At 38.2% G+C, this 24502-nt stretch carries 23 protein-coding genes and 1 other RNA gene; 14 read left to right on the top strand and 10 right to left on the bottom strand.

The annotated features are described in order from the left end of the window. Nucleotides 1-2: 2 nt before the first annotated feature. Nucleotides 3-1469: a DUF2779 domain-containing protein gene (locus HME9304_RS02975; protein ID WP_112377178.1), complete on the top strand. Its 1467-nt coding sequence runs from the start codon at nucleotides 3-5 to the stop codon at nucleotides 1467-1469. Here the strand turns inward: HME9304_RS02975 and HME9304_RS02970 are convergent. The 3 genes from HME9304_RS02970 to HME9304_RS02960 form a co-directional block, all read right to left on the bottom strand. Then, the gene (locus tag HME9304_RS02970; protein WP_112377177.1) at nucleotides 1451-3190 is read right to left on the bottom strand and encodes an amidohydrolase family protein; all 1740 of its coding nucleotides are present in this window, start codon (nucleotides 3188-3190) and stop codon (nucleotides 1451-1453) included. The genes HME9304_RS02975 and HME9304_RS02970 overlap by 19 nt on opposite strands. Before the next feature lie 35 nt (nucleotides 3191-3225). Further along, nucleotides 3226-3663 carry a hypothetical protein gene (locus tag HME9304_RS02965; protein ID WP_112377176.1) on the bottom strand — a complete coding sequence of 146 codons (438 nt, stop codon included), beginning with the start codon at nucleotides 3661-3663 and terminating at the stop codon, nucleotides 3226-3228. Between the two features lie 692 nt (nucleotides 3664-4355). Beyond that, the gene (locus HME9304_RS02960) at nucleotides 4356-5018 is read right to left on the bottom strand and encodes an N-acetylmuramoyl-L-alanine amidase family protein (protein ID WP_112377175.1); all 663 of its coding nucleotides are present in this window, start codon (nucleotides 5016-5018) and stop codon (nucleotides 4356-4358) included. A gap of 165 nt (nucleotides 5019-5183) precedes the next feature. On the opposite strand from HME9304_RS02960, the gene HME9304_RS02955 reads away from it, so the two are divergent. The 10 genes from HME9304_RS02955 to HME9304_RS02910 are packed head-to-tail and all read left to right on the top strand — an operon-like array spanning nucleotide 5184 to nucleotide 16206. Next, nucleotides 5184-5471, top strand: a complete 288-nt coding sequence (locus tag HME9304_RS02955) for a hypothetical protein (protein WP_112377174.1) — start codon at nucleotides 5184-5186, stop codon at nucleotides 5469-5471. A 1-nt stretch (nucleotide 5472) separates the two neighbouring features. After that, nucleotides 5473-5757 (top strand): hypothetical protein, encoded by a 285-nt coding sequence (locus tag HME9304_RS02950; RefSeq protein ID WP_112377173.1) that lies wholly within the window; start codon nucleotides 5473-5475, stop codon nucleotides 5755-5757. Then, nucleotides 5744-8167 (top strand): TraG family conjugative transposon ATPase, encoded by a 2424-nt coding sequence (locus HME9304_RS02945; RefSeq protein ID WP_112377172.1) that lies wholly within the window; start codon nucleotides 5744-5746, stop codon nucleotides 8165-8167. Before HME9304_RS02950 ends, HME9304_RS02945 begins: the two co-directional genes overlap by 14 nt. Further along, nucleotides 8164-8745 carry a TrbJ/VirB5 family protein gene (locus tag HME9304_RS02940; RefSeq protein WP_112377171.1) on the top strand — a complete coding sequence of 194 codons (582 nt, stop codon included), beginning with the start codon at nucleotides 8164-8166 and terminating at the stop codon, nucleotides 8743-8745. The genes HME9304_RS02945 and HME9304_RS02940 overlap by 4 nt, the downstream gene beginning before the upstream one ends. Continuing rightward, the gene (locus HME9304_RS02935; RefSeq protein ID WP_112377170.1) at nucleotides 8745-9584 is read left to right on the top strand and encodes a hypothetical protein; all 840 of its coding nucleotides are present in this window, start codon (nucleotides 8745-8747) and stop codon (nucleotides 9582-9584) included. The genes HME9304_RS02940 and HME9304_RS02935 overlap by 1 nt, the downstream gene beginning before the upstream one ends. A 4-nt stretch (nucleotides 9585-9588) precedes the next feature. Beyond that, nucleotides 9589-10203 carry a conjugal transfer protein TraK gene (locus HME9304_RS02930; protein WP_112377169.1) on the top strand — a complete coding sequence of 205 codons (615 nt, stop codon included), beginning with the start codon at nucleotides 9589-9591 and terminating at the stop codon, nucleotides 10201-10203. A gap of 5 nt (nucleotides 10204-10208) precedes the next feature. Beyond that, a complete protein-coding gene (gene traM / locus HME9304_RS02925; protein ID WP_112377168.1) occupies nucleotides 10209-11138 on the top strand; it encodes a conjugative transposon protein TraM in 930 nt (309 codons plus the stop codon). Continuing rightward, complete coding sequence (locus HME9304_RS02920) at nucleotides 11135-11914, top strand: DUF4138 domain-containing protein (protein ID WP_112377167.1); 780 nt, start codon at nucleotides 11135-11137, stop codon at nucleotides 11912-11914. The genes traM and HME9304_RS02920 overlap by 4 nt, the downstream gene beginning before the upstream one ends. Nucleotides 11915-11973: 59 nt before the next feature. Further along, the gene (dinB, locus tag HME9304_RS02915) at nucleotides 11974-13194 is read left to right on the top strand and encodes a DNA polymerase IV (RefSeq protein ID WP_112377166.1); all 1221 of its coding nucleotides are present in this window, start codon (nucleotides 11974-11976) and stop codon (nucleotides 13192-13194) included. 18 nt (nucleotides 13195-13212) lie between these two features. Further along, nucleotides 13213-16206: a DNA polymerase III subunit alpha gene (locus HME9304_RS02910; RefSeq protein ID WP_112377165.1), complete on the top strand. Its 2994-nt coding sequence runs from the start codon at nucleotides 13213-13215 to the stop codon at nucleotides 16204-16206. Nucleotides 16207-16318: 112 nt separating this feature from the next. On the opposite strand, the gene HME9304_RS02905 is transcribed toward HME9304_RS02910, so the two are convergent. Then, nucleotides 16319-17533 (bottom strand): site-specific integrase, encoded by a 1215-nt coding sequence (locus HME9304_RS02905; protein ID WP_112377164.1) that lies wholly within the window; start codon nucleotides 17531-17533, stop codon nucleotides 16319-16321. A 237-nt stretch (nucleotides 17534-17770) separates the two neighbouring features. Beyond that, nucleotides 17771-18169: a transfer-messenger RNA gene (ssrA, locus tag HME9304_RS02900) on the bottom strand. A gap of 353 nt (nucleotides 18170-18522) precedes the next feature. Between ssrA and HME9304_RS02895 the strand changes: the two genes are divergently transcribed. Together HME9304_RS02895 and HME9304_RS02890 are read left to right on the top strand one after the other, a co-directional pair. Then, a complete protein-coding gene (locus HME9304_RS02895) occupies nucleotides 18523-19728 on the top strand; it encodes an NAD(P)-dependent oxidoreductase (RefSeq protein WP_112377163.1) in 1206 nt (401 codons plus the stop codon). A gap of 84 nt (nucleotides 19729-19812) precedes the next feature. Then, entirely contained in the window at nucleotides 19813-20088 is a 276-nt protein-coding gene (locus HME9304_RS02890; protein WP_123877326.1) for a hypothetical protein, read from the top strand. Between the two features lie 37 nt (nucleotides 20089-20125). Here the strand turns inward: HME9304_RS02890 and HME9304_RS02885 are convergent, their stop codons facing one another. The 4 genes from HME9304_RS02885 to HME9304_RS02870 form a co-directional block, all read right to left on the bottom strand. Beyond that, complete coding sequence (locus HME9304_RS02885) at nucleotides 20126-20782, bottom strand: DUF1361 domain-containing protein (RefSeq protein WP_112377161.1); 657 nt, start codon at nucleotides 20780-20782, stop codon at nucleotides 20126-20128. A gap of 63 nt (nucleotides 20783-20845) precedes the next feature. Beyond that, the gene (gene creD, locus HME9304_RS02880) at nucleotides 20846-22204 is read right to left on the bottom strand and encodes a cell envelope integrity protein CreD (protein ID WP_112377160.1); all 1359 of its coding nucleotides are present in this window, start codon (nucleotides 22202-22204) and stop codon (nucleotides 20846-20848) included. A gap of 50 nt (nucleotides 22205-22254) precedes the next feature. After that, the gene (locus HME9304_RS02875) at nucleotides 22255-22551 is read right to left on the bottom strand and encodes a winged helix-turn-helix domain-containing protein (protein WP_112377159.1); all 297 of its coding nucleotides are present in this window, start codon (nucleotides 22549-22551) and stop codon (nucleotides 22255-22257) included. Nucleotide 22552: 1 nt separating this feature from the next. After that, nucleotides 22553-23161, bottom strand: a complete 609-nt coding sequence (locus tag HME9304_RS02870; RefSeq protein WP_112377158.1) for a hypothetical protein — start codon at nucleotides 23159-23161, stop codon at nucleotides 22553-22555. A gap of 92 nt (nucleotides 23162-23253) precedes the next feature. On the opposite strand from HME9304_RS02870, the gene HME9304_RS02865 reads away from it, so the two are divergent. Further along, entirely contained in the window at nucleotides 23254-23628 is a 375-nt protein-coding gene (locus HME9304_RS02865; protein WP_112377157.1) for a DUF1801 domain-containing protein, read from the top strand. A 16-nt stretch (nucleotides 23629-23644) separates the two neighbouring features. Here the strand turns inward: HME9304_RS02865 and kdsA are convergent, their stop codons facing one another. Beyond that, complete coding sequence (kdsA, locus tag HME9304_RS02860; RefSeq protein ID WP_112377156.1) at nucleotides 23645-24469, bottom strand: 3-deoxy-8-phosphooctulonate synthase; 825 nt, start codon at nucleotides 24467-24469, stop codon at nucleotides 23645-23647. Between the last annotated feature and the right edge of the window lie 33 nt (nucleotides 24470-24502).

Below are 24502 nucleotides of genomic sequence, written 5' to 3'. Positions count from 1 at the left end.
ATATGCAACTCACCAAAACCGACTTCATTCATTACCTGCAGTGCCCAGAAAGTTTTTGGTTGGCAAAAAAAGAGCCGGAAAAGTACCCTAAAGGTGAATTTTCAATCTTTTTACAAAAGTTAATAAGAGAAGGGTATGAGGTAGAAAGTTATGTAGGTGAATTGTTCCCAAACGCTATGGTGTTGGATAATTTTGCAGATCCAAGAGAAACGAAGGAGGTTATTGCGCAGGGGGGTAAGTTATTCATGCAACCTGCTTTTGTAACCGAAAGGGAAGTTTTTGCGAGAATTGACGTACTGGAAAGATTGGAAGATAGAACATGGCATCTATATGAGGTAAAATCTTCCGTTAGGGTTAGTGAAAAGCCATCACATAATCACATTTATGATGTTTGCTTTCAAAAGTACGTATTGGAGCAAAACGGGTTATCAGTTTCTAAATGCAGTATTATTCATTTATATGAAGATTTTATTAAGGAAGGTGCAATCTCCGCCAAAGACCTCCTGACAGTTACAGATGTGACTGATAAGGTAGAAAATGCTTACTCAGGTATTGTTAATGAAATACATACGGCCGTGGGGCTTTTGGATAAAATGCCCAACTTAAATCACTGTTCATGTTTGCGAAAAACCAGGGCCAATCATTGCGAAACCTTTACATATTTTAATAAGGATTTGCCGCAACCCTCCATTTACGAACTAAAACGTTTATCGGAAAAGAAAATTAATGAATTGGTAGATAGGGGAAATTTTGGTCTCATTGATATTCCGAAAGACTTTGAGTTATCTGCCGGTCAACAACTGCAATATGATTCTTTTGTTCAAAATGCACCTATCATTGATAAGAAGTCTATTCAAAAAACTTTAGACGACTTAAGCTATCCCCTACATTTCTTTGATTATGAGGCTTATGGTAGTGCTGTACCTAAATTGGATGGCCTTAAACCCTTTGAGCAAGTGCCCTTTCAGGTGAATATTCATACTATGCAATCCGATGGTTCTATAACACATTTTGAATATTTGGCCGAAAATTTAGAATTTCCAAAATCAATGTTGGAACAAATGCAAGCTTTCACTAGAATGGAAGGAACATTTGTATCCTGGTATGCTTCCTATGAAATAGGGGCCAATAACAGAATGATTCAATGGTTGCCAGAACATGAAGTTTATCTGAATTATATCAATACCCATATGTTTGATTTGGAAAAGGTATTCATTTCAGACTATGTAGATTATCGTTTTAAAGGGTCTTCATCAATTAAAAAGGTGTTACCCGTTCTAGTACCCGAGTTGAGTTATAACCAGTTAAATGTTCAAGATGGTACTATGGCTATGGATACGTGGGGAAAGATTGCTTTTGACTCCATTGGCCAGGAAGAAAAAAAACAAATACGCCAAGACCTTTTGGAATACTGTAAACTTGACACATTGGCAATGGTCAAAATTTTCAATTACTTAAAGACTTTATGATATAAGAATCGTTTTGGGTTTTTGTAGGATAAAGAATGCCATTTGTTACTACCCATCATATTTTTCATGTCTATCCAGTACTGCTTTTCTGTTTTTTGATTACTAACGACATAAAAGTCAGTTCCAAATAACACTTTGTTTTCAACTTTAGGGTGGTCCAATATTTCCGCGAGAAGATTTAAATACTTGTTTTCGTGGGTAGTATAACTTATATCAGTATATACATTTTCAAATTCAATCATCATTGAACTGATTAAACTAAACCAATCCGTATAATGCCAATGCCTGTAAAGATTTGCCAAATTCAAAAGATCACTTGCGAGATTCAATCCGGTATTTGGTTTGTTTAAGATTTCATTTGCTTCTTGTTCGCGGTCTTTCGACAAAAAGACATCCCAATTTTCCGAACCTCCATAGTGAGCCAAATTTATTTTTAGCGTGCTTAAATTACGTTCCAGTTTGTTTTTTGAATAGCCGAATAGAAACTGAAGATGTTTGTATTCTTTCAGTTCTAGAAGGCCTTTCAAATATTTCGGCAATAATAAACAGGTATAGTTCAGTGGATGGGTAAAATTTGCCTGAAAATCTTTGTTCTTAATCTGTTGCAATCGTAATTTTTCGATTTTCTTGGGTTGGTTATCTTTTTCATTTTGGATTACTTCTTCGAAAATGGGATGTCTATCCCATTCCACTTTTTTTTCTCCACGATAAAAAATGGGGCCTACGGAACAGTGGGTAGTTATTGGTATTTCATTCTGTGCACAATATAGCCACAAGGGTAATAGATTTTTGTCAAATGGATAATAACCCAAAGCGGGATAAATTTTTATACCGCACGCTCCTCCATCTAGATATGTTTTTAGATGGCATTTTTCTAGTTTAATTTCAGTAGGATTGGTTGCATCATACTTAAAGAATGGGTCTTCATCAGTTTGATTCTCAATTCGTCTAGGGTCAACAAAAACAAAAGGAAAAATAACATCCTTATTATTACTTTTTAAAATCATTAAATCATCCATTTGTTTTATATAGGGTTCTGGAACTTTATCAGCTTCCATAAATTCCATATCCATAGGTAGAACCACAAATTGGGTGTTTGGAGGATATTGTTGTTTCAGTTTTTTAAAAATCTCCCCTTGCGAAGCATATCCAGAATATCGTAAGAGATTTTCAAATCGAAGTAGGTATTCAAGCCTATCACTACCAATGATTTTTATGAATCTACTTTTTAGTAATTTCCAAATTCCCTTACGTACAAATTTGAAAGCAATAGCTATTAAAAAAAGTAATACGAATATGTTCCATGAACTTTCAATCAAGGGTAAAATGTAATCCAGTGGAAACAATATAATTCCATATATAATTTTACCGACAATTGATTTGAAAAGTAGTGGTTTAACCAATTGAAAAAAGTAATAAACAAATAGTAACCAAGACAAAATTTTAATAAATAAGACACTATATCTTAAAATTGGGTTTCGCTTAATTTTAATCTTACTCTGATATGCATCCCATCGTTTATTTCTTTGGGTATAGGAGTAATGATCCTCAGTTGGTTCGTAGTACTTTTTTAATTTGCTTATTACTTTCGAAGTCTTTAACCACTTATAAATTGGTCCTGGTACAAATTGACGTGCCAAATGCTCGGGCACATGGTCTTTGGTAAAGACATGGGTATGGCTGTTAATAAATCCTAGCGACTCTTTTGATTTTTTGGCCATTTAGGTGTTTTGGAATTTTAATGCGCGAGCAATTTTCAATTTACAGTAGCATTCCAATTTAAATCCTTGAGAAGTCGGTAAAATTGAACAATGGAATCAGGTGATCTAGATGACATAAATTCATCTTTTTTTGCAAACAATATGCTGCGAAATTTTATAGTCAATTTGTTACCAGATGAATTGTTAACTTCAGCCGACCAGCCAGCCCCAATTTTAGGAATAACGGAAGCAGGTGCAATTTCTAAAGATGCATTTTGTGTACCTTTTTCTGAAGTTGTAAGATTAAGTTCAACTGTAAATTCTGAAGGTACAAGGCCATTATATTTTGTTGTTTCAAGGTCTCCTGCATGATTTAATGCTTCAATAATATCTTCTATCCCCTTTTTAAGGGTGATAGGTTCAGTTTGTTTAACATCATAAGCTTTACAGCTTGCTAAAAAGATTATCAAACAAAAAATAATTGGCTTCTTCATATTAAAATGGTTAGGTTAATAGCCTAAAGATAAAAATGTTATGTAATAAAAAAAATCTTTGTTTGTAAGTATCTTACTTCATACGTTAGATGTGACTGGTTTATGTAAAGCTGATAAAATTATGTAGCAATAATCCACAGTACATTCTGCTAAAAATTAATTTGCTCAAGAAGAACTGCTAGTGGGGCCAATATCCTCGATCCTCACAACCAAAATCAATATATCCATAAGGATGATCCGAAAAGAAAAAACATCATTTATCTTGTCGATATTAACAAGATGAAGATTCATTCTTGGTAATTAATTTTAAATACAGACAAAATTATTAATTGTGCAAAAGAGAAACCCTTCAATTTCTTTATGAGCTTACTCCATTGTAAGCGGTCAAACTTGGACTCAAATTGAGAATCTCTGATAATGAAGAAGAAAGCATAATTTCTCAGTCTCAACTTTTTCTTTGAAGACTTTATAGTTTTTATTTTCGAAGTTGGACATCACAATAACTTATTAAGAATATCTAAACTCTTTACAAATTGCACCTTTTGTAAAGAGTTTACTATTTGCAACAAATTTTTAGTATCTGCCTTACGGGTTCAAATAAAGGTGAAATTATTTCAACTATAGCTTAACCTCTATATAGATTTGATGCGTGATACCTTTTAGGTTTTCAAGGATTTTATTGCGCAATTCTTTCATAATCCATAATTTAAATAATTCATAATACCCATCAAAACAGACAAAGCCATAGCCTTAATATTCTTAGGTTTCAAAAAATAATCAACTTCATTACGGTTGGTCATAAACCCCATTTCTACAAGTATTGATGGACAAAATTTGATGGTTTCGCGTAACACTTGAAAGTTGGCAGTCTTTAAACCTCGCTTTTTAAAACCTAAATTTCCAGTACTTTCATTCAGAATAGAAACACCAAGAATAATAGACTCTTTGACAAACCTGGAATTAGAATTGTGCATATAAACTTCAATACCTTTAGCATTTGAATTTTTAGCATGATTACAATGCAACGATACAAATAAATCGGCTTTTAAACTTCTAGCCAAACGACTTCTATCGGATAATGAAATCAGTGTATCGGTATATCTAGTCAAGTAAATATCCAGTTCATTTTTAAAAAGTGATTTATTAAGACTTAAAATTTCCACGGCAACATTCAAAACCACATCTTTTTCCAAGACTTTATTTACACTTATTGCACTGGAATCTTTTCCGCCATGTCCGGGGTCTATAACAACTACTTTTTTCTGACCGAGAACAAAACAGATTTTCAGCAGCAAAATCGCAAAACTGACGTTTTTGAGGGTCACGCGATTCAAAAGTTTTAGAGTTATCAACATAGGCGTTTCAATTTTTAATATGATTTGATGTCAATTCACATCATTAAAAATCAATCTGTTATAAATAATATTTTATTCACAAAATACTGATTATCAGTATTTTGATATTCAATATAGTGTATTTTTCAAACAGCGAAATCCAACAAATTTTAAATCAATTTCGATATGAAAAAATCACTATTCCTGACTGCTTTTTTATTGCTTATTTCCAATACCATATTTGCACAGATTGGAGGTATCGAAGATTCCGTTAACGATGTTTCCGATACCATAAGAGCCATCTTTCCCGTTATTCTGGGAGTCATCTTCCTAATAGGTTTCCTGTTCAATGCAGGACACTTTTTTGGTGAGAATGCAGACCTCAAAAAAGGGATTACCCGTGTTTTGGTATTCGTACTTATTGCAGGTGCAGTCGTGGGCATATTTACCTACCTCATAGGTATCGTAGTGTAGTATGAAACGCTATGAAATCTATAAAGATATCCGAAAGCGAGCAGTGATTATGGGATTGCCTATTTCATTATTCGCTTTGATGATGACATCAGTTATCGGGTCATTACTGTTCATCATCTTTTCCTTCAGCTTATTGGTCATCATATCGGTATTCCTTTTTAACGGAGGTCTATATGTGATATTGACACAACTGACCAAACACCCTGCCCTTTTGCATTTCAAAAAAGTATTCCCAACCACTATCAGTAACAAACGAGAAAGTCAACTCCAGTATGAAAAAGATTAATCTATCGGCATACCATCCCATTTTGAGCATAGAACAACACATTGTTTTCGCCAGTAATGGTAATGTAGTATTGTGTTATGAAGTAGACCTGCCAGAAATCTATTCCCTATCCTCAACCGATTTTGAAGACATACACGGCTCTTGGTTTCAAGCATTCAAATCCCTACCAACAGGTACTGTCATCCACAAACAGGATATTTATAGGAAAACCGCTTTTGATGCTAAGTATATTCCAAATGAAAGCTTTCTGGAAAAGACTACCTATCGACATTTTAAAGGGCGGGAGTGCCTAACGCATCAATCTTATTTGTACTTGACGCTACCATTGGATAAGGCTTTGAACGCTTCCAAGTTTACCAATCCGTTCCGCAGAGTGGAAAAAGGTATTCATAAGCAACTGGACCATAATGTCCAGGAGTTTATTGCTTCGGTAAATGATGCAGTTTCCTTTATCAATAACAGTCGTAAAGTGTCCCTGAAGCCATTAAACGAGAATCAAATACTAAATGTATGCGATGCATACTTCAATGGGTTTAATGAAGGTTTTGATACCGATATTCAATTAAAGAAATCAGCAATTGAAATTGGTGAGAACCATTTTGATGTACTGGCAGTAAATAGCGAACTCTGTTTTGGGGATGTGGTACAAAGCAGTAAGACCAATGACAAATTCACTTCAGATGATTTTGTCTTCCATCAAGGCTTTATTGATGGATTAGGATTGAACCTGAACGAGAACCATACTATCAATCAAATTATTTATCTGGATGACAAACACAAATGGAGAAAACTACTGGACAAGAAAATTGAAGAGCTTAACAAGAGTTCCAACTTCGGAACACAGAACAAATTCATTCAAAAAAAGATTGAGGCCATTGTTGCTAAAATTAATGAAGATGACAGTTCAAGAATTATACGCGGGCATCTCAACATTATTTTCTGGTGTCCGGAAGCCGGACGGCTAAATACAATAGCATCAAAAATCAAAACGGAATTTAAGGAGCTCGACATCGTACCGTATTATCCAAAAGGGGAAGAACGGAAGCATTACTTCCTTAACTCCTATTGTTGTTTCAGCTCCAATTTTTCCAACGAGGACTTATACGTAACCGATTTAAAACATGCCTTGTGTCTATATATCAATAACAGCAACTATAAATCGGATGAACAGGGTATCATCTTTAATGATAGACAATACAATATTCCTGTTTTAAAGGATGTTTGGGACGAACGCAAGAAACGTATAAAGGCTCGAAACTTTGCCATTTTCGCCCCAACAGGAGAAGGCAAATCCTTTTTAGCAAACAACATACTTCGGCAGTATTTTGAGAAACAAGTCCGATTGGTGATTATTGATTTGGGAGGTTCGTATTCCAAATTCGCTAAGCTGTATCCGAACGACCATATCATCTTACGCTATAAGCAGGGAAAGAACCTGGGTATCAATCCCTTTTATATTTCCAATGAAGCGGATTTAACCCTTGAACGGTTGGAAGACCTGGCCATTTTCTTGTTAGAGCTTTTGGCAGAGGGTAACCAAGTATCAAAGGCCAAGGAAGTCGCCATTAAAAAAGTACTACTACATTATTATAAGCATGTCCGATTAAATCACTCACTGGCTTCTTTGTATCAATTTATAGATGACAAAAAAGATTCCCTTATTGAAGAACTTAAAATACGAGAGGAGCATTTTAGCGTTTACAATTTCCTGCATATCCTTTCAGAATATGTGGATGATGGATTGTACAGTTTCCTCTTCAATGTGAGCGAAGACCAGACCTATAAAATCGAGGATAAGCAAATGATTGTTTTTGAACTGGATGAAGTGAAAGACAACAAGGAAATTCTTTCCGTAATGCTGAAACTCATCAAATCAGCCATCCAACGCACAATTTGGCGTAATCGTTCCGAAAGAGGAATTATTCTTTTTGATGAGTTTGCCAAACAGCTCAAATTTGATAATGTATTGGAGAGTGTAGAATTCTACTATCAGGCTATCCGAAAACAGAATGGTGCTATTGGTATCATTTTACAATCCATCAATCAATTGCCCAACAATTCCACATCGGCGAGTATTCTGGAGAACACACAGGTCATCTACAGTTTGCGGAATGAAAAAGGTTACGATGAACTTCAAAAGCGATTGAATCTTTCCAGTCATGATTTAAACCAGTTAAAGTCCATTCGCAACAACCTCACAGGCGATAGAATATACACCGAAATGTTCATCAAGATTGGAAAGGAGAGCAACATCTTTCGTCTCGAAGTACCCAAAGAAGTCTTTGCAGCATACCTCACAGACGGCAAAGAAAGTGACCGCATAATGCGGATTTATGAAAAAACAAATGACATGAAAGAAGCCATAAACACATTCATTAACAATTATAAATCTAAAAAACGAGAATCATGAAACACAAATTCAAACTCTTAGGGATAGCCCTAACCTTTGCCCTTCTAATGCCAGCAGGCGTTGCCTGCCAAGGAATGCCGGTATATGACAATACCAACTTTATCAGTTTTACAAAATCCCTGATCGAATCTGCAAAACAAACTTCTGAGTTATTAAAGACCGTGCAGTTTTTAAAGCAACAAAAAGAGAATATTGAAAAGGTCAATAACGTCATTAAGCAGTTAAAGGCAGTTCGCGAGATGGCGAGGAACAACCAAAAACTATTTGATATTGTCCAGGACGATTTACGGGAAATTCTCAATTCGCCTTATATCAAAGCAGATGAAGTTGATAGAGTTTCAGAATCCTTCAATGCCATTATTGAAAACTCTTTGGAAGGATTGGACTATATAGACCAGATACTTTCAAGTGATAACTTAAAAATGACTGATGCCGAACGTGCTGGAGTGTTAAAAGGTATGGAATTGCAATCCAAGGAGATGGTAGCGGAAATTGAAGCCAAGACAAGACGGTATCGAGAAATTATTGCTTTTCGTGAAATGCAGGATAAAATTAATAACAGGGAAACCAATTACTAATGGCGGGTATCTTTTTGGGCATAGGATTGGAATATGTTGATGCGGTTTTTACCACCATCAAAAACAGTGACTTCTCTCAGTACATCATTACTGGAATGAAGACGTTGGCCATTCTATTCTTCCTAATCAATATCCTAAAAAAGTACAATGAGGGCGTTGCCAACAATGAAGGTTATACCTGGGGATTGACCCCTGCAGAGCTGGCAAAGAATTTTGCAGTGGTTATCCTGGTTATATTTTCAACACAGGTATTGACCGTTTTTGATACGATTCTGGTTGCTATCGAAACCCAATACCGAAACACGGCTCCTGCGCTCCTCCCGTTACAGATGCAGGACATTGATTTGGAGCAGGATGTGGGCGCATTGGAAGCCGCCAAAAAAGCAATGGCCATATTATACGAAGCTTTGGTAACGCCCCTGTACGGCTTGAAAATGCTTGCTTTTATCATCGGGATATTCCTCTGGTTGTTGGATCTATTTATCTATCCCTTATTCTTGGCGGAACGTTATTTCTTGTTAGGGATTATGCAGGCCTTTTTCCCTTTGGTCATTAGTCTTGCAGTATTTGAAAAGTTCCGCTCTTTAGCTTATAACTTCTTCAAACTATACGCCGGGGTTTATATGCTAGTACCTGCTTTTTTCTTGGTCAATGTATTTGTAAACAACCTCTATACGGAGATCAATATCAACTTTTGGGGCAACCTCTTTGGTACGGATTGGGGCAGCAATTTCTTTGCCCCATTGTTACAGTTTGGTTCAATAGGATTTATCGTCTTGCTCAAATTCAAGCTCTACCGAAGGGCGACCTCATTTGTGTTCAAACTTTTCACCGCCTAATCACATGAAAACACCATACAAGAATATATATAAAGTACTTCGCTTGAATCGATTTATTGTTTTGTCCGTGGTTATTGGAGCAGTTTTGACCTGCATTGTTTCAGTGCTAATGGTCATTAAGCTCCACAAAGAATCCGTTAACAATGCCTTTGTGGTCAATGCTGATGGGAGTGTTATACCCCTTAAAATGGTACAACAGCATGAGAATCTCGAAGTTGAAGTGTTGGATCATTTAGAGCTGTTTCACACTTATTTCTACCATATCGATGTCAGTAATTATGAAAAGAACCTGGAGAAAGCCTTATGGCTAGGGGATAGCTCTGTAGATGCATTGTACAGACAGAAAAAAGCAGATGGCGTTTACAACCGATTATTGCAATATTCTTTGGTACAGAGAGTATTGAAGATAGAATCAAAGATCGACATCCAACAAGAACCGTATCGTTTTGAGACTACCATCATCTTTGAAATCAATAGAGGTTCTATCGTCGATACCTATGAGCTAATCACCTCAGGAAATGTAATCCATGTAAGCAGGAATTTCCCCAATAACACCCACGGTCTATTGATAACCGATTTTTTTGAAAACAAACTAAAAAAAGTCCATAGTGGACAGTAGAAATTATGAAGATAGAAAAAAATAAAATCGTGTTCGCCGCGGTCATTTTATGCGTGGTGCTTTTCATCGGCTCATACTCGGTAATTATGCTGGGCGATGGGGAAGAACCAACGATTGAAACTAATCAAATTCCTGTTCCTGAACTGAATGATGAACAAAAGGAATATGATTCCAAATTAGAGGCTATAGATGACCTAAAAGAAGTTCGACAGACGAATGCACCGAGTATCTATGATGAACGTTTGTTGGATTCCACAGGAGTCTATGATCCAGATTTATTGGATAAGGAAAAGATGCGGATTGTGGACAGCATTTACAATGAAGGTCGTATCAGTTATTCCGATAGAAGTTTTAGAAAGCCCAAGGTCAAAATTGAACCAAAACCACTTCAGAAAGATTCTGTTTCCGAGATAGATATGAAAGAAGAGAGCATTGTTCCTAAAGAGCTAGGGCTGGAGCATCAACTGTTTTTTGCTTCAAATCCGTTGGAAATTGAAAACCTAATAACTCAGAATACTGACGCGTTCATTTATGTGCGAGTGGATGGAACACAAACGGTTCGGAACAACTATCGTTTGCAAATGCGTTTGACCAAAGATGCACTCATCAATGGCAGTACTGTCCGAAGAAATACACCCATTTACGGTTTTGTAAGTTTTAAGCCCAATCGAACCATCATAGAAATTGAAAACATCAATCACAAATCTGTTAAACTAAATGCTTTTGACCTTCAGGACGGAAGTGAGGGCATCTACATTGAGAATAGTTTCAGGGCGGAAGCTCGACAAGAAGTAGTTGGAGATATTGTGGATGACATCAATATCGTGGGAGTGCCACAAGTAAGCGGAGTCAAAAGGATATTCCAAAGAAACAACCGCACCGTAAAGGTTACCGTAACCGATAATTATCAACTTATTTTAAAACCCATACTATGAAAACTATAATCGTAATTGCAATAACACTATATACAAACCTTGTAGTTGCCCAACAAACATTGGATACTATTTATGCCAATGATAGAAAGAATGTCGCTCTTTTTTTTCCAGAACCTATTCGTCAGGGAATTACAGGGACATCCAATTTTGTCTTTACGTATAACAGAGAAAAAGAACAATACTTTGGCTTGCTACAAGCCACTCCAGGAACGGAAAGTAATTTATTGACAGTGACTAAAAATGGGCAAGTCTATTCCTATATTTTAAAGTATAAAGAACAGTTATCGAAACTGAACTACTTTATTACTAACAAAGAAAGTATCGGGAGTGAGCGGCCTTTGATTTTAGAGCAGAAGCCAATTGTTCAGCCTACCAGTAGATTGAATTATTTCAAAAAGTTCAGTAACCATTTGTTGAAATCCAATTCTGGTTCCATCGCAACCAAGCGAAAAAAAGGTATCAAATTACAGTTGCAAAAGATGGTTTATAATGCATCTGAAGTTTATCTGGTATTAGAAATCAAGAACAAGTCAGAAATCGATTTTGAGATAGATTACTTAAATGTCTACAGAGTTAACGGTAACAAAAAACGTAAAGCCTCTTATCAAAAACTTTTGATACAAGCTGATTATAAGCACGAAATGCCCGATACTATCAAAGTGGGAAGATCACACAGATTTGCATATGTGTTGCCCAAGTTTGTTTTGGCGGATGGGGAACGCTTGGAACTTGAGTTGAGGGAGAAGGGCGGAAGTAGAAAACTTGTTGCCAAGTAATGTTAAATTTCATGTAATATTGGAAATATTCCATAATTTAGGATATTTTCCATTTATATATGAACCGTACCATCCTCCATCTAGATTTGGACACCTTTTTTGTCTCCTGTGAACGGCTTCTGGACAGTAGGCTCAACAACAAACCTGTCATTGTTGGGGGTACGGGAAACCGAGGTGTGGTAAGTGCGGCAAGCTATGAGACCCGTAGTTATGGTGTGCATTCGGGCATGGCCATGAAAATGGCACGCCAATTGTGTCCCCATGCCGTTTTTATCCGTGGTAATGCTGGTACTTATACCAAGTTTTCAAAGCAGGTGACAGAAATCATCCAAGGTCAAGTGCCCATACTTGAAAAGGCCAGTGTGGATGAATTTTATGCGGACTTATCGGGTATGGATAGGTTTTTTGGTTGTTACAAATTTGCCAGTGAACTCCGCGAACGTATCATCAGGGAATCGGGTCTGCCCATTTCATTTGGACTGTCAATCAACAAGACCGTATCCAAAATAGCCACCAATGAAGCCAAGCCCAATAATCAGCTTAAGATTGACAATGGCTATGAAAAAGCATTTTTGGCCCCTTTGTCCATACAGAAAATCCCTATGGTCGGCCAAAAGACCTATCATACCTTTTGCAATATGGGAATACGGTACATCCATGTGGTACAGCAGATGCCCTTGGAGATGATGCTTTCGGTATTCGGAAAGAACGGAAGGGTAGTCTGGGAACGGGCCAATGGTATCGATCAAAGCCCAATTGTGGAATACCACGAACGTAAGTCCATATCCAGCGAACGTACCTATGGCAGGGACACTACGGATATTACAAAACTGAAAACGACCATTATGGCCATGGCGGAAAATTTGGCCTTCCAGCTCCGCAGAGGGGGCAAGCTGACCTCGTGTGTGACGGTCAAGATCCGTTATTCAGATTTCAGTACGCATTCCAAACAGATGAAAATTCCTTATACATCTGCAGATCATCATTTGATGCCTAAAGTGATGGAGCTATTTGAGAACCTTTACAGTCGAAGACTGTTGATACGCCTTCTTGGTGTTCGTTTCAGTGGACTTACATCCGGGACATATCAAATCAATCTGTTCGATGATGAAAAGAAAACGGTCAATCTGTATCGGGCCATGGACAAAATCCGAATACGGTATGGTGATAGAAGTGTCATGAGAGCAGCTGCCATGGGAGAAGGGGCGCGAACCATTGGCAATTTTACCAATCCGTTCAACGGGGAGCCGCCCATTGTCCTGGCACACCGTCACCAATAACCCTTATGCTATTGAATCGTGTACCTGAACAACCATTCATACTACAGTTTGCGCTACGGCACCATCTCAGAAGTGGAACTGTTGGCGATGGCCAAAGAGCAGGGATGTGAACGTTTTGCATTGACGGATATCAATAACACCTCTGCTTGTTTGAACTTCATTAGGCGTGCTCCGGAATTTGGTATTACCCCAGTTGTGGGAATTGATTTCCGTAATTCAGCAAAACAACTCTACGTGTGCTTGGCAAAAAACAATGAGGGATTTTTGGAGCTTAATAGTTTTCTGTCAAAACATTTGCACGACGGTTCGGACTTTCCTGATGTGGCCCCGTCTTTTGCCCACGGTATTGTCATATATCCTTATGAGCGTTTACTGGAACTGGACAAATACTATTTTGGTGAGCAGGAATATATAGGAGTTGGAATTAGGGATATCAACAAGTTACGCTTTTCCAAGCTGTCCAAATACAGGGAGAAATTGGTCTTTTTGCATACGATAAGTTTTAGGAACAAACGGGATTTCAATACCCATCGGTTGTTACGGGCGATAGATACCAACATGCTATTGAGTAAGTTGCCCAAATCCCAACAAGGGAACCTTGACGATAAAATGGTTCCCTTGACAACTATCGAACAGGTTTTTGCGGAACACCCGCATATATTGAATAACACGGGACAGGTGTTGGGCTCCTGTGGTATCCATTTTGATTTTTCCAAAGAACGACAGAACCAGAACCTGAAAACGGTCTTTGGAAACAGTTCCGAGGATTGTGAAACGCTTATCAACTTATGTGAAGCGGCATTGCCCAAACGATATGAAGTGGTAGGCGAAACCATACGCAAACGACTTCATAAAGAATTATCATTGATAAGAAAACAGGGTTTTGTCAGTTTCTTTCTGATCAATTGGAAGATTGTTGAATATGCCAAATCGCAGGGGTATTACCATGTGGGGAGGGGTAGTGGGGCAAACAGCATTGTGGCCTATCTGTTGGGGATTACCGATGTGGATCCCATTGAACTGGATTTGTACTTTGAGCGTTTTATGAACCTCTATCGTTCCAGTCCCCCGGATTTCGATATTGATTTTTCTACTTGGGACAGGGAAGATGTAACACGCTTCATATTTGAAGAATTTGGAAACCAAGGACAAGCTGCTCTACTTGGGGCATATGTAACCTTCAAACATAGTGGCGCGGTGCGAGAATTGGGAAAGGTCTTTGGTCTTCCCAAGCATGAGATTGACAGATTGAGTGATGGGAGGTTCAACCCGAATGCATTGGATGATATAGCAAAGCTGGTTCTCAGATATGCTTCGTATCTACGCGGTCGTCCCAACTACTTGAGCATACATGCTGCAGGAATCTTGATTTCTGATAGCCCCATACATTATTTCTCTGCTACACATTTACCACCAAAAGGTTTTCCGACTGTGCAATTCGATATGCACACTGCCGAGGATGTAGGACTCTACAAATTCGATATTTTAGGACAACGGGGTCTGGGCAAGATCAAGGACGCATTGGCCATTGTGGAGCAGAACTATCCAAATGTAACATTGCCCGACATCCATAATGCCAAACCGCTTTTTAAAGACCCGAATATCAATGCAATGATAGAACGTGCGGAATGTATTGGGTGCTTTTATGTAGAATCGCCTGCCATGCGGATGCTCTTAAAGAAATTGGGAGTGAACAATTACCTCGCCTTGGTAGCGGCAAGTTCCATTATTCGTCCGGGAGTGGCAAAGAGCGGAATGATGCGCGAATATATCTTACGCCATAAAAACGCTGGGCGTAGAAAACAGGCCCATCCCGTCATGTGGGATATTATGCCCGACACCTATGGGGTCATGGTCTATCAAGAAGATGTAATCAAGGTGGCCCACTATTTTGCAGGACTTGACCTTGGTGAAGCGGATGTATTACGTAGGGGTATGAGTGGCAAATACCGTTCCCGTGAAGAGTTCCAAGCGGTCAAGGCCAAGTTCATTTCCAATTGTAGGGAAAGGGGAGAAACGGACGAGGTTATTTTTGAGGTTTGGAGACAGATAGAAAGCTTTGCGGGCTATGCCTTTGCCAAGGGACATTCAGCCTCATATGCTGTGGAATCCTATCAGAGTATGTTCCTGAAATGCTACTATCCAATGGAGTATATGGTGGCTACGATTAATAACGGAGGAGGTTTCTACCGTGTCGAGACCTATATACATGAAGCAAGAAAACACGGTGCACGCATTCATCCGCCCTGTATCAATCGCAGCGCTATTGAAACAATCATCAAAGGAAAAGATATTTTCTTGGGGTTTCAGCATTTACAGGGGCTTGAGAAAAGAACCATGATAGCTATTGTTGAGGTTAGGGTCAATGGCAAATTTCACTCGCTTGAGGACTTTATTGAACGGGTGCCGTTGGGAATTGAACAACTTGACATTCTGATACGTATTGATACATTTAAATGTCTTGGAAAAGAAAAGCGCAGTTTGTTATGGCAGGCACATTATGCATATAACAATATGACCGTCCATAGAGAACAACAACCTCTATTCAAAGTGCAGCATAGGCATTTCACCCTACCTAAATTTACTGTCACTGATTTGGAGAATGCCTTTGACCAAATGGAATTACTTAAGTTCACGCTTTGCGACCCATTTTTATTATTGGAAAAACCTCCAACCAATAAGTTGCTCAGTATGAATTTAGCTTCACATTTAGATAAAGAGGTGATGATTTATGGCTATTTGGTAACTGCAAAGAATACATCTACCCATAAAGGAGATGCGATGTATTTTGGTACATTCTTGGATCAAGCAGGGGAATGGATTGATACTGTGCATTTTCCACCTGTGGCCAAGAGTTATCCATTTAGAGGTAAAGGTATTTATCGAATTACAGGTAAAGTAGTGTCAGAGTTTGGTTTTTTGAGTATTGAAGTTGCCAAGCAGGAACGTATGGCATACATTCCCGATCCGCGATATAATTCCAGAATGGATTCACTACCTATGACTTCTTGAATTTGTAGTCCTATTATTTTGGACTATATGTTTTTAAATTGCTACGATAACTTGCTGGTATATAACTATGGAAGATGTTATTGTTATTTAAGTCATGACCATCAAATAAAAGCTACATTCCCGCCAACTTTTCCTTTAAAATTGCCATATCCTCCTCCACTTTTGAATCAATAATCTTAGCATAGTGCTGCGTAGTCCGCAAATTCTTATGACCAAGCATTTTTCCAACAGTTTCAATAGGTACTCCGTTGGTCAAAGTTACTGTAGTGGCAAAGGTATGACGGGCCAAATGGGTGGTAAGATTCTTTTTGATATCGCACCGATCTGCTATTTCCTTCAGATAGGCATTTGATTTTTGGTTGCTTAGCACGGGAATCACACAGTTCTTGTTGACTACTTTCGGATGACTTTTGTATTTCTCAATAATGGCCACTGCTGTTGGTAACAGTGGAATAGTAAAGCCCGTATCAGTTTTAGAACGTTTGGATTTAATATAGTACCCTCCTTCTTCGTTTTGATAGATTTCATCCGGAGTCAAGGTTTGAATATCCACATAGGCCAAACCCGTAAAACAGCAGAGCACAAACATATCCCGCACGATGCCTAACCGTTCCCCGTCTATTTTTTTATCAATGAGCTTTTGTAACTCTTCTTTGTTCAAAAACTCGCGCTCCACTGTCTTAAATTGCACTTTGTAATTGTAGAAAGGATCTTTCGCAATCCAATCATTGGCCACTGCAATCCGAACAATCTTTTTAAAGTTGTTGACATACTTAAGGGCCGAGTTGTGGTTACAGGCTTTGGTGACTTTTAGAAAGTACTCAAAACCCTTGATGAATTTCAAATCCACATCCTTTACTGGAATGTCCTTTTTACGATACTCTGTATTCAAATATTCCGTAACATGGCTTTTGGTGGTATGATATCGCTTCCAGGTACCCAACGCAAATTCAATACCCACCAGTTTTTCCATTTGTTGGTTATGTTCCTCAAAGAGCTCCAGCAACATTTTGTATTTCTTGTCCTTTCCAAGGTATCGGTCCTTAACATCGTGAACCGTAAAAGGGTCGCCCTCTTCAATAAGCTGATGCTGAATCTTGTTTACCTTATGACGAATGGTAGTCATAAACCGATTTAATTCTTCCGCTTCAACACCTTTCCCCTTCAATTTATTCATCCGGGAATCCCATTTGGACGGATCAATCTTTCGGTTCAAACTAATGGACGTTCGTCGCCCATGTACCGTAATTCTTAGGTATAAGCCCGCTTTTCCATTTTTGTCACGACGCTCATCCTTAAGGTAAAAGAGGGTTGAAAATGAATTCATCGTTTTTTAGGTGTCGATTTACACCTGATAAAGATATAAAAAAGAAATTATATAAATTTGTAATTATCTAAAAAAGAATAAATTACAAAGAAATCGACACCACTTTTTATTTTTAAAATAGGTGTCGATTTGGTGACTTATAAAATGCCATTATTTGGTATTAAATGAAACTAGATAAAATAAAAAAATCCTGTAAATCAGATGTTTACAGGATTTTGTATCGTTTTGATACCTAAAAAGTGGAGCCGGAGGGATTCGAACCCTCGTCCAAACAAGCAATTACAATGCTTTCTACATGCTTAGACTTTGTTTGGTTTTCGATGCACGACCGACCAAAGACCGCCTATCGTGCACTTAGCTTCTTAAAGTTTTAGTGGTATTGCCAAAGCGAACCATACCCTTATGTTGACTTTTCTGGTGCTCCTAAATGGGTCGCCATCAACAAGGGCTACCCAGGAACATCTCGCTTCGCTACCTTGTAGCGACGAGGCAAATCCTACTATAATTCAGATTATGCGGCAAGAGCGTAATTATTATCGCCAATTAAAAGTGTGAAATATGAGATTAACGAGCTGTATCCCAGCGCTCGACATGCTTACATTGCCATTGGTCTCGCTGTCAAAACCGGTCGGCCCCATAATGAGTTAGGTAAGCTTTGCTTACCGTAAACGAATTATGTCCTATGCGTAGTCGAAGGACCTATTCATCCCATTGTTTTTTCAAAGAACTATACCCTTAAACCTGTTTCAGGGTCTGCCTATTCGTGGCAGTATACTATTTTGGGCGTTCCCCTCGCTAAAATGCTCGGGTCGGGCTATCGGCCGTACGAGGTACCTGCCTCTATCCCTAACGCAAACCCATACTCCATAGAGCATGGTCGAAAAGTATGGAACCGGCGGCAAAGGTAACTTTTATCAAGCAAACCGTAAAAAAGTTTGTGCCCCCTTCCCAATACCCTTATTTTAGGACAATAATTATACCAGAATCATATGAAGTTCGGAATCATTAGGGAACGCAAAAACCCGCCCGATAGAAGAGTAGTGCTGTCACCGAAAGAGTGTCAAAATGTCCTTTCGCAATTCCCTCAAGCACAAATAAAGGTGGAATCCTCGCCAATTCGTGTGTTTAAGAATAACGAATACGAAGCAATAGGCATTCCCGTTTCTCAGAATGTTCAAGATTGTGATGTACTGCTCGGGGTTAAAGAAGTGCCTATCGATTCACTTATTCCCAACAAGAAATATTTCTTCTTTTCGCACACCATTAAAAAGCAACCATATAACCGTGATCTGCTCAGGGCGGTATTGGAAAGAAACATTGAGCTGTACGATCATGAGGTAATCACAAATAGCAAGGGGCAACGCTTGGTTGCTTTTGGTCGTTATGCAGGTATTGTAGGTGCTTATAATGGGGTACGTACCTACGGACTAAAATTTGATATGTTCAACCTTCCGAAAGCGGAAACATTAAAAGACTTGCAAGCGTTAATTTCCGAATTAAAAAATGTGGGTTTGCCCAACATCAAAATTTTATTGACGGGTAGGGGCAGGGTAGGTAATGGTGCGCGTGAGATATTGGATGCGATGAGAATACGAAAGGTGAACGTAGCGGAATATTTAAAGGAGACTTTTCAGGAGCCTGTTTACTGTCAAATAGATGCATCGGAATACAACAAACGTAAAGATGGCGTTCGTGGCAACAAGACCGATTTTTTTGAAAATCCAGAAGAATACAAATCAGATTTCTTTCGCTTTGCCGAAGTAACGGATTTTTATATTGCAGGGCATTTCTATGGGGATGGAGCCCCCTATCTGTACACCAGGGAAGATGCGAAACATCCCGATTTTAAGATAAAGGTGGTCGCGGATGTGAGTTGTGACATAGACGGTCCCGTAGCTTCCACAATAAAACCTTCAACAATTGCCGACCCAATTTATGGGTATGACCCGCAAACCGAATCCGTGACCGATTTCAAAAACGACAAGGCCATAGCGGTAATGGCAGTGGATAATCTACCCTGTGAGTTGCCAAGGGATGCTAGCAACGGTTTTGGAGAGGCATTTTCCAAACATGTGATTCCAGCCTTTTTTAATGATGATGCGGATGGAATCCTGGAACGCGCCCGCATGACCAAAAACGGGAAGCTAACCGAACGCTACGGTTATCTGCAGGATTATGTTGATGGACTGGAATAGGGGCGTTTAATCGAAGAGTATCAACAATTCATCATTCAATTGCTATTTTTTGCTATCTTGGGAGTTCCTAAAACAACCAATTCAGTGAAATTCAACTGGGTAATTTCAGGAGATGCCAATCCTACCATAAAGAAAACCTGTATCGATTTGGAGTATCGATTACGGCCTAGAATCACCAAATTTCTATTGTCCCGATTGGATAGCGAACACCTTGACGATTTTTCCTGCTTCTATTTTGATGTCGATATTAAAAACCAATGGGTCTGGATTTCGGAAAAAACTCCTCACGACTACATAGAAAAGATAAAAACCGACTTTGACAACGAGATAAACGGTTCGGCATTGTTTTCGGTAGCTTAAATTCTTGTTTTAACTTTTATCATAAATAGAAAAGGCTTCAATACAGAACCTGATTTTTTTCTTTTACCCAGCGAAGCATCGTAAAGACCATCCAAAAGAACAAACCAAAAGCCAATGTCATCAGCCAAGCCCTGGTTTCCATTAAACTATGTAAAATCGCTTCCGTCAGCAATTGTGGTCTAAATAGAATATCCCAAGAATTAAAACGAAGAAATCTACCCAAATAAATACCGTACCCACTCAACAAACAAATGCAAAAGATGATGAACAGCGCCCATTTTTCCCTAAAATGATATTGTAAAAAGCCAAGTACATCGTTTAAGGATAATATTCCGAACAACAGCCCATTAAAGGCAAAAACAAAAACAATGAAAAGGTCGAGCCATTTCCAAAAAGAATATTGACTTTGCAAGTGTATCAAGTCCGTAATAATGTAGGGAGCATTTGGAAGGAGCACCAACCATACGACAAACAATGCTAAACGGAAAAACGTATTGATTCTTCCATAGGAATACCAAAACACGGTTTGGGTTAAAAGATAGGGCAACACGGCCAAAAATAAGTTCCAGATTAAAAATGTATAAAAAAGAGAACCTGTCATTACAACTCTTATAGCTACCAATGCTATGGCAAACACTAAAGAAAGCAATAAGCTTTTATAGTGGACAAACGTAAATAATAGAATTCTACCCATGATAAAGATATATGATAATTAAAATGCACTGTTCCAATATATTGGAACAGTGCGTATGGATTTTTAGTCAACTTGTTGGGTACTTGTCCAGTCTATTTTTCGTGAAGTAAACATGATGATTCCCAAAATGATGAATAATCCAATACTCCCTACCAATAATGCATAATCCTCTAATTGGATAATAACGAATATGAATGTATAGAGACTGAACATGGACCCGAATATCAAAAGGGTAAACTTCAGATTTTTTAAGATGGACCTAGAATATAAAGTTATCAAGGATACCACAGCCGTAGCTGAGACCAGATATGCAAAAAGGTAGTTTTTATGTTCTGAAATTGAAATCAATAATGTGTAGAACATGACCAAGGCCAAACCTATCATCAAATATTGAAAAGGATGAATGCCAATTTTACTGCTGATCTGGATCAGAAGAAACACCAATAACGTCAGTCCTATGATCATAAGGCCATATTTACTGGTGCGCGATGTTTTTTGGTAATCGTCCACGGGAACCAAGAATGCGGTTCCAAAAGAAAACTGTGATAAGTCCGGTAATGTATCGAAAAAAGATTGTCCAAACCTACGATTGGTTTCCAAAACCTTCCATTTGGCCTCAAAACCATCTGGGGAAATCTTTTTCCCTTCGGTATCGGGCAAGAAATTGCCATTGAAGCTTGGGGAATGCCAGTTGGATTTCATGAAGACCTGCGTCTCTCTTCCAATGGGGACAAACTGTAGGTTATGGCTTCCGTTGACTTCCAGACTTGACTTAAAAACCAAAGATTGATTTTGTGGTTCATCTAGATTTTTTAAAAAACCCGACTCCAACGTATTCATAAAGGAATTGTCGAACTTGGGCTTTAAATCATAGGCTTCTTCCCCTAATTTAACCTGGATGGTATTTCGTATTCCTTTTAGGTTACTTGTTTTAAAAAGCAAGGTAGCCTTGTCCCAGAGAATATCTTCCTTACTTATTTCCTTTCTGGAAAAATCAGGATTGATGAATTTTCCGTCCATTTTCAGCATTGCCGTATATACCACGGATTCATAGATGCCTCGTTCCAAAGGCTGTGTTTTTACTTTGGAATCTATATTGAGTTCCCCGGGAAAAAAATACGCGTTATTTTTTTGCGCTTTTAGGGTCTTCAGAAATGTTTTGGTCTCCTCATCAAATACTTTCTCTTCAATATAGGTTTGATAGGGAACTTTTAGAATAGGACCGTAGATCACAACTTCCTTACCCCATTTTGTATTGATTTCCTCAATTACTTCTGATTGTCGATACCCTCTTTCGCGTATCAAATCGCCAACGAAACTTAAGGGAATCAATAGTATTAGAATTAAAAAACCAACGGTAATCATTTTGGCTGTAATCGAATTTTTTAGCCAGTTTCCAATTTTTTGCTTCTGTGATGTCATAATTATAATTTTAAAGTACTTTGCATTTCAAAGTGGATTGATAAAAAAATTTAGTTTTGATTCTTAATGATATTTTCCAAGGCTTCAATATGTTTTTTGAACGATAACTTTCCCAATGGGGTAGCGGCATATCGTGTATTGGGCTTTTTTCCTATAAAAGATTTTTCAATTTTAATATATTCAGCTTTTTCAAGGGTTTTGGTATGGCTCGCGAGATTACCGTCGGTGACGTTCAACAGTTCTTTTAGCCGATTAAAATCAACTTCTTCGTTCACCATAAGAATGGACATGATGCCCAGCCGAATGCGATGGTCAAATAATTTGTTTATGTTGTCTATGAGCCCCATGTTAAGCTTTGGCCTCTTTTAGATACATTAAACTACCATAAATAATATGCAAAACACCAAAACCCAGAACCCAGAACCAAAATCCGTAGCCTGGGAAAGCAGCGCACAACAATCCGAGAACTATTTCTGAGTAACCTAAGTACTTTACCTTACCAATAGTATATTTTGAAGCGTTTACCAAAGCAAGCCCATAAAAGATCAACATGAGTGAAGCCGTTAGTCCATAATGTTGGCTATTCAATTTTATTAGAATATAGATACCGCCTGTTATTAAGGGTACAAGAAAACTTACCAAGAGTCTTTTAGTGGTAGCATCCCAAATTTTCTCATCGTTTTTTTTCGCTTTTTTGGTCGTGAGTAGGTAGGCGGAAACAAAACTAAGAACTGCAACGGCAATTAAGATTGCAATGAGCATTCTAAAGTTCCAACTATGAAGAATTACATATCCGTTATTTTTTGGCAATAAAAACAGATAAGCCACAACCGCACCTGTAATGGCGTAGATGCCCGCCAATATTCCAGATAGCCCGCTCAGTGATATAAAACGGGAGGATCTGTTCATTAAATCCTTGATTTGGGATATGTCTTCCAAGTATTTTTTTGATTCCATTTTAAAGTACTTTGAATTTCAAAGTTAAATTAAAATTTGAATTGTGAAACGATTTTTTTAATTATTCGATCAAAATCATGTTATTTTGATTTGTGAACCCTGCCGAAGAATACATCCTGAGTAGAGATGAGCCTTACCGTAGTATATTGCTTCACCTTAAGGCAATAATTGAATATGTCGTTCCTGAGGTCGATATGAAATATAAATGGAGCATTCCCTGCTTTTATGCAGGCAAACACCCCATTTGTTATCTGAACGCTTCCTATAAAGGTAAATTCGTGGATATTGCTTTTTGGAATTCCGCCCATCTCACCAAACACGTTGAACTTATGTTTTCTGAAAAACGAAAAGTGGTCAAGTCTTTTCGGTATGCAACTTTGGAAGAAATCAATGATGAAATTCTTATTGAGGTTTTGGAAGAGGTATATTCTTTAAAGGAAAAGGGTTTTTATAAGCGAGATAAGTAAAAGGCCATCTTAATTCTCACGAGTCAAAACCATTCACCGTTTCCCTAAGCGCTACCAAATCCGTCAATAGTTTTTCAAGTAAACTTAAATCCAACATATTGGCTCCATCGCTTTTAGCATTGGAAGGATCAAAATGCGTTTCCATAAAGAGACCATCAACACCCGCTGCGATTCCAGCCCTCGCCATGGTTCCGATAAGTGCGGGTCTTCCACCTGTAACTCCAGAGGATTGATTGGGCTGTTGAAGGGAATGGGTCACATCCAAGACCACGTGAGCATATTGTTTCATGGTCGGGATTCCCCTAAAATCGACAATCATGTCCTGGTATCCGAACATAGTGCCACGATCTGTTATCCATGCATTGTCACTCCCTGAATCTTTCACTTTAGTAACGGCATGTTGCATACTTTCTGGACTCATAAACTGTCCTTTTTTCAAATTGACCACTTTCCCCGTTTTGGCCGCAGCGACTACCAAATCGGTTTGGCGTACCAAAAACGCAGGTATTTGCAGTACATCAACATACTCAGCGGCCATAGTTGCATCCGAAACCTCATGAATATCCGTTACCGTCGGTACCTTGAAAGTTTTGGAAACCTTTCCCAAGATTTTCAGCGCTTTTTCGTTTCCAATTCCTGTAAAGGAGTCAATTCGACTTCTGTTCGCTTTCTTAAAGCTTCCTTTAAAAACGTATGGAATCTGTAATTTATCCGTGATGGAAACAACCTTTTCAGCAATTCTTAATGCCATGTCCTCACCTTCAATGGCACAAGGTCCGGCCAGCAGAAAAAAATTATTGCTATTTGTATATTTTAATTGTGGAATCACTTCTAATTGCATGGACTAATCTTTTTGTAAAAATACTATTTTGAA

This window comes from Flagellimonas maritima (assembly GCF_003269425.1).
Taxonomy (GTDB): Bacteria; Bacteroidota; Bacteroidia; order Flavobacteriales; family Flavobacteriaceae; genus Flagellimonas; species Flagellimonas maritima.
Note: the sequence above shows the minus strand (reverse complement) of the source record. Positions and strands in the feature narration are given on the sequence as shown.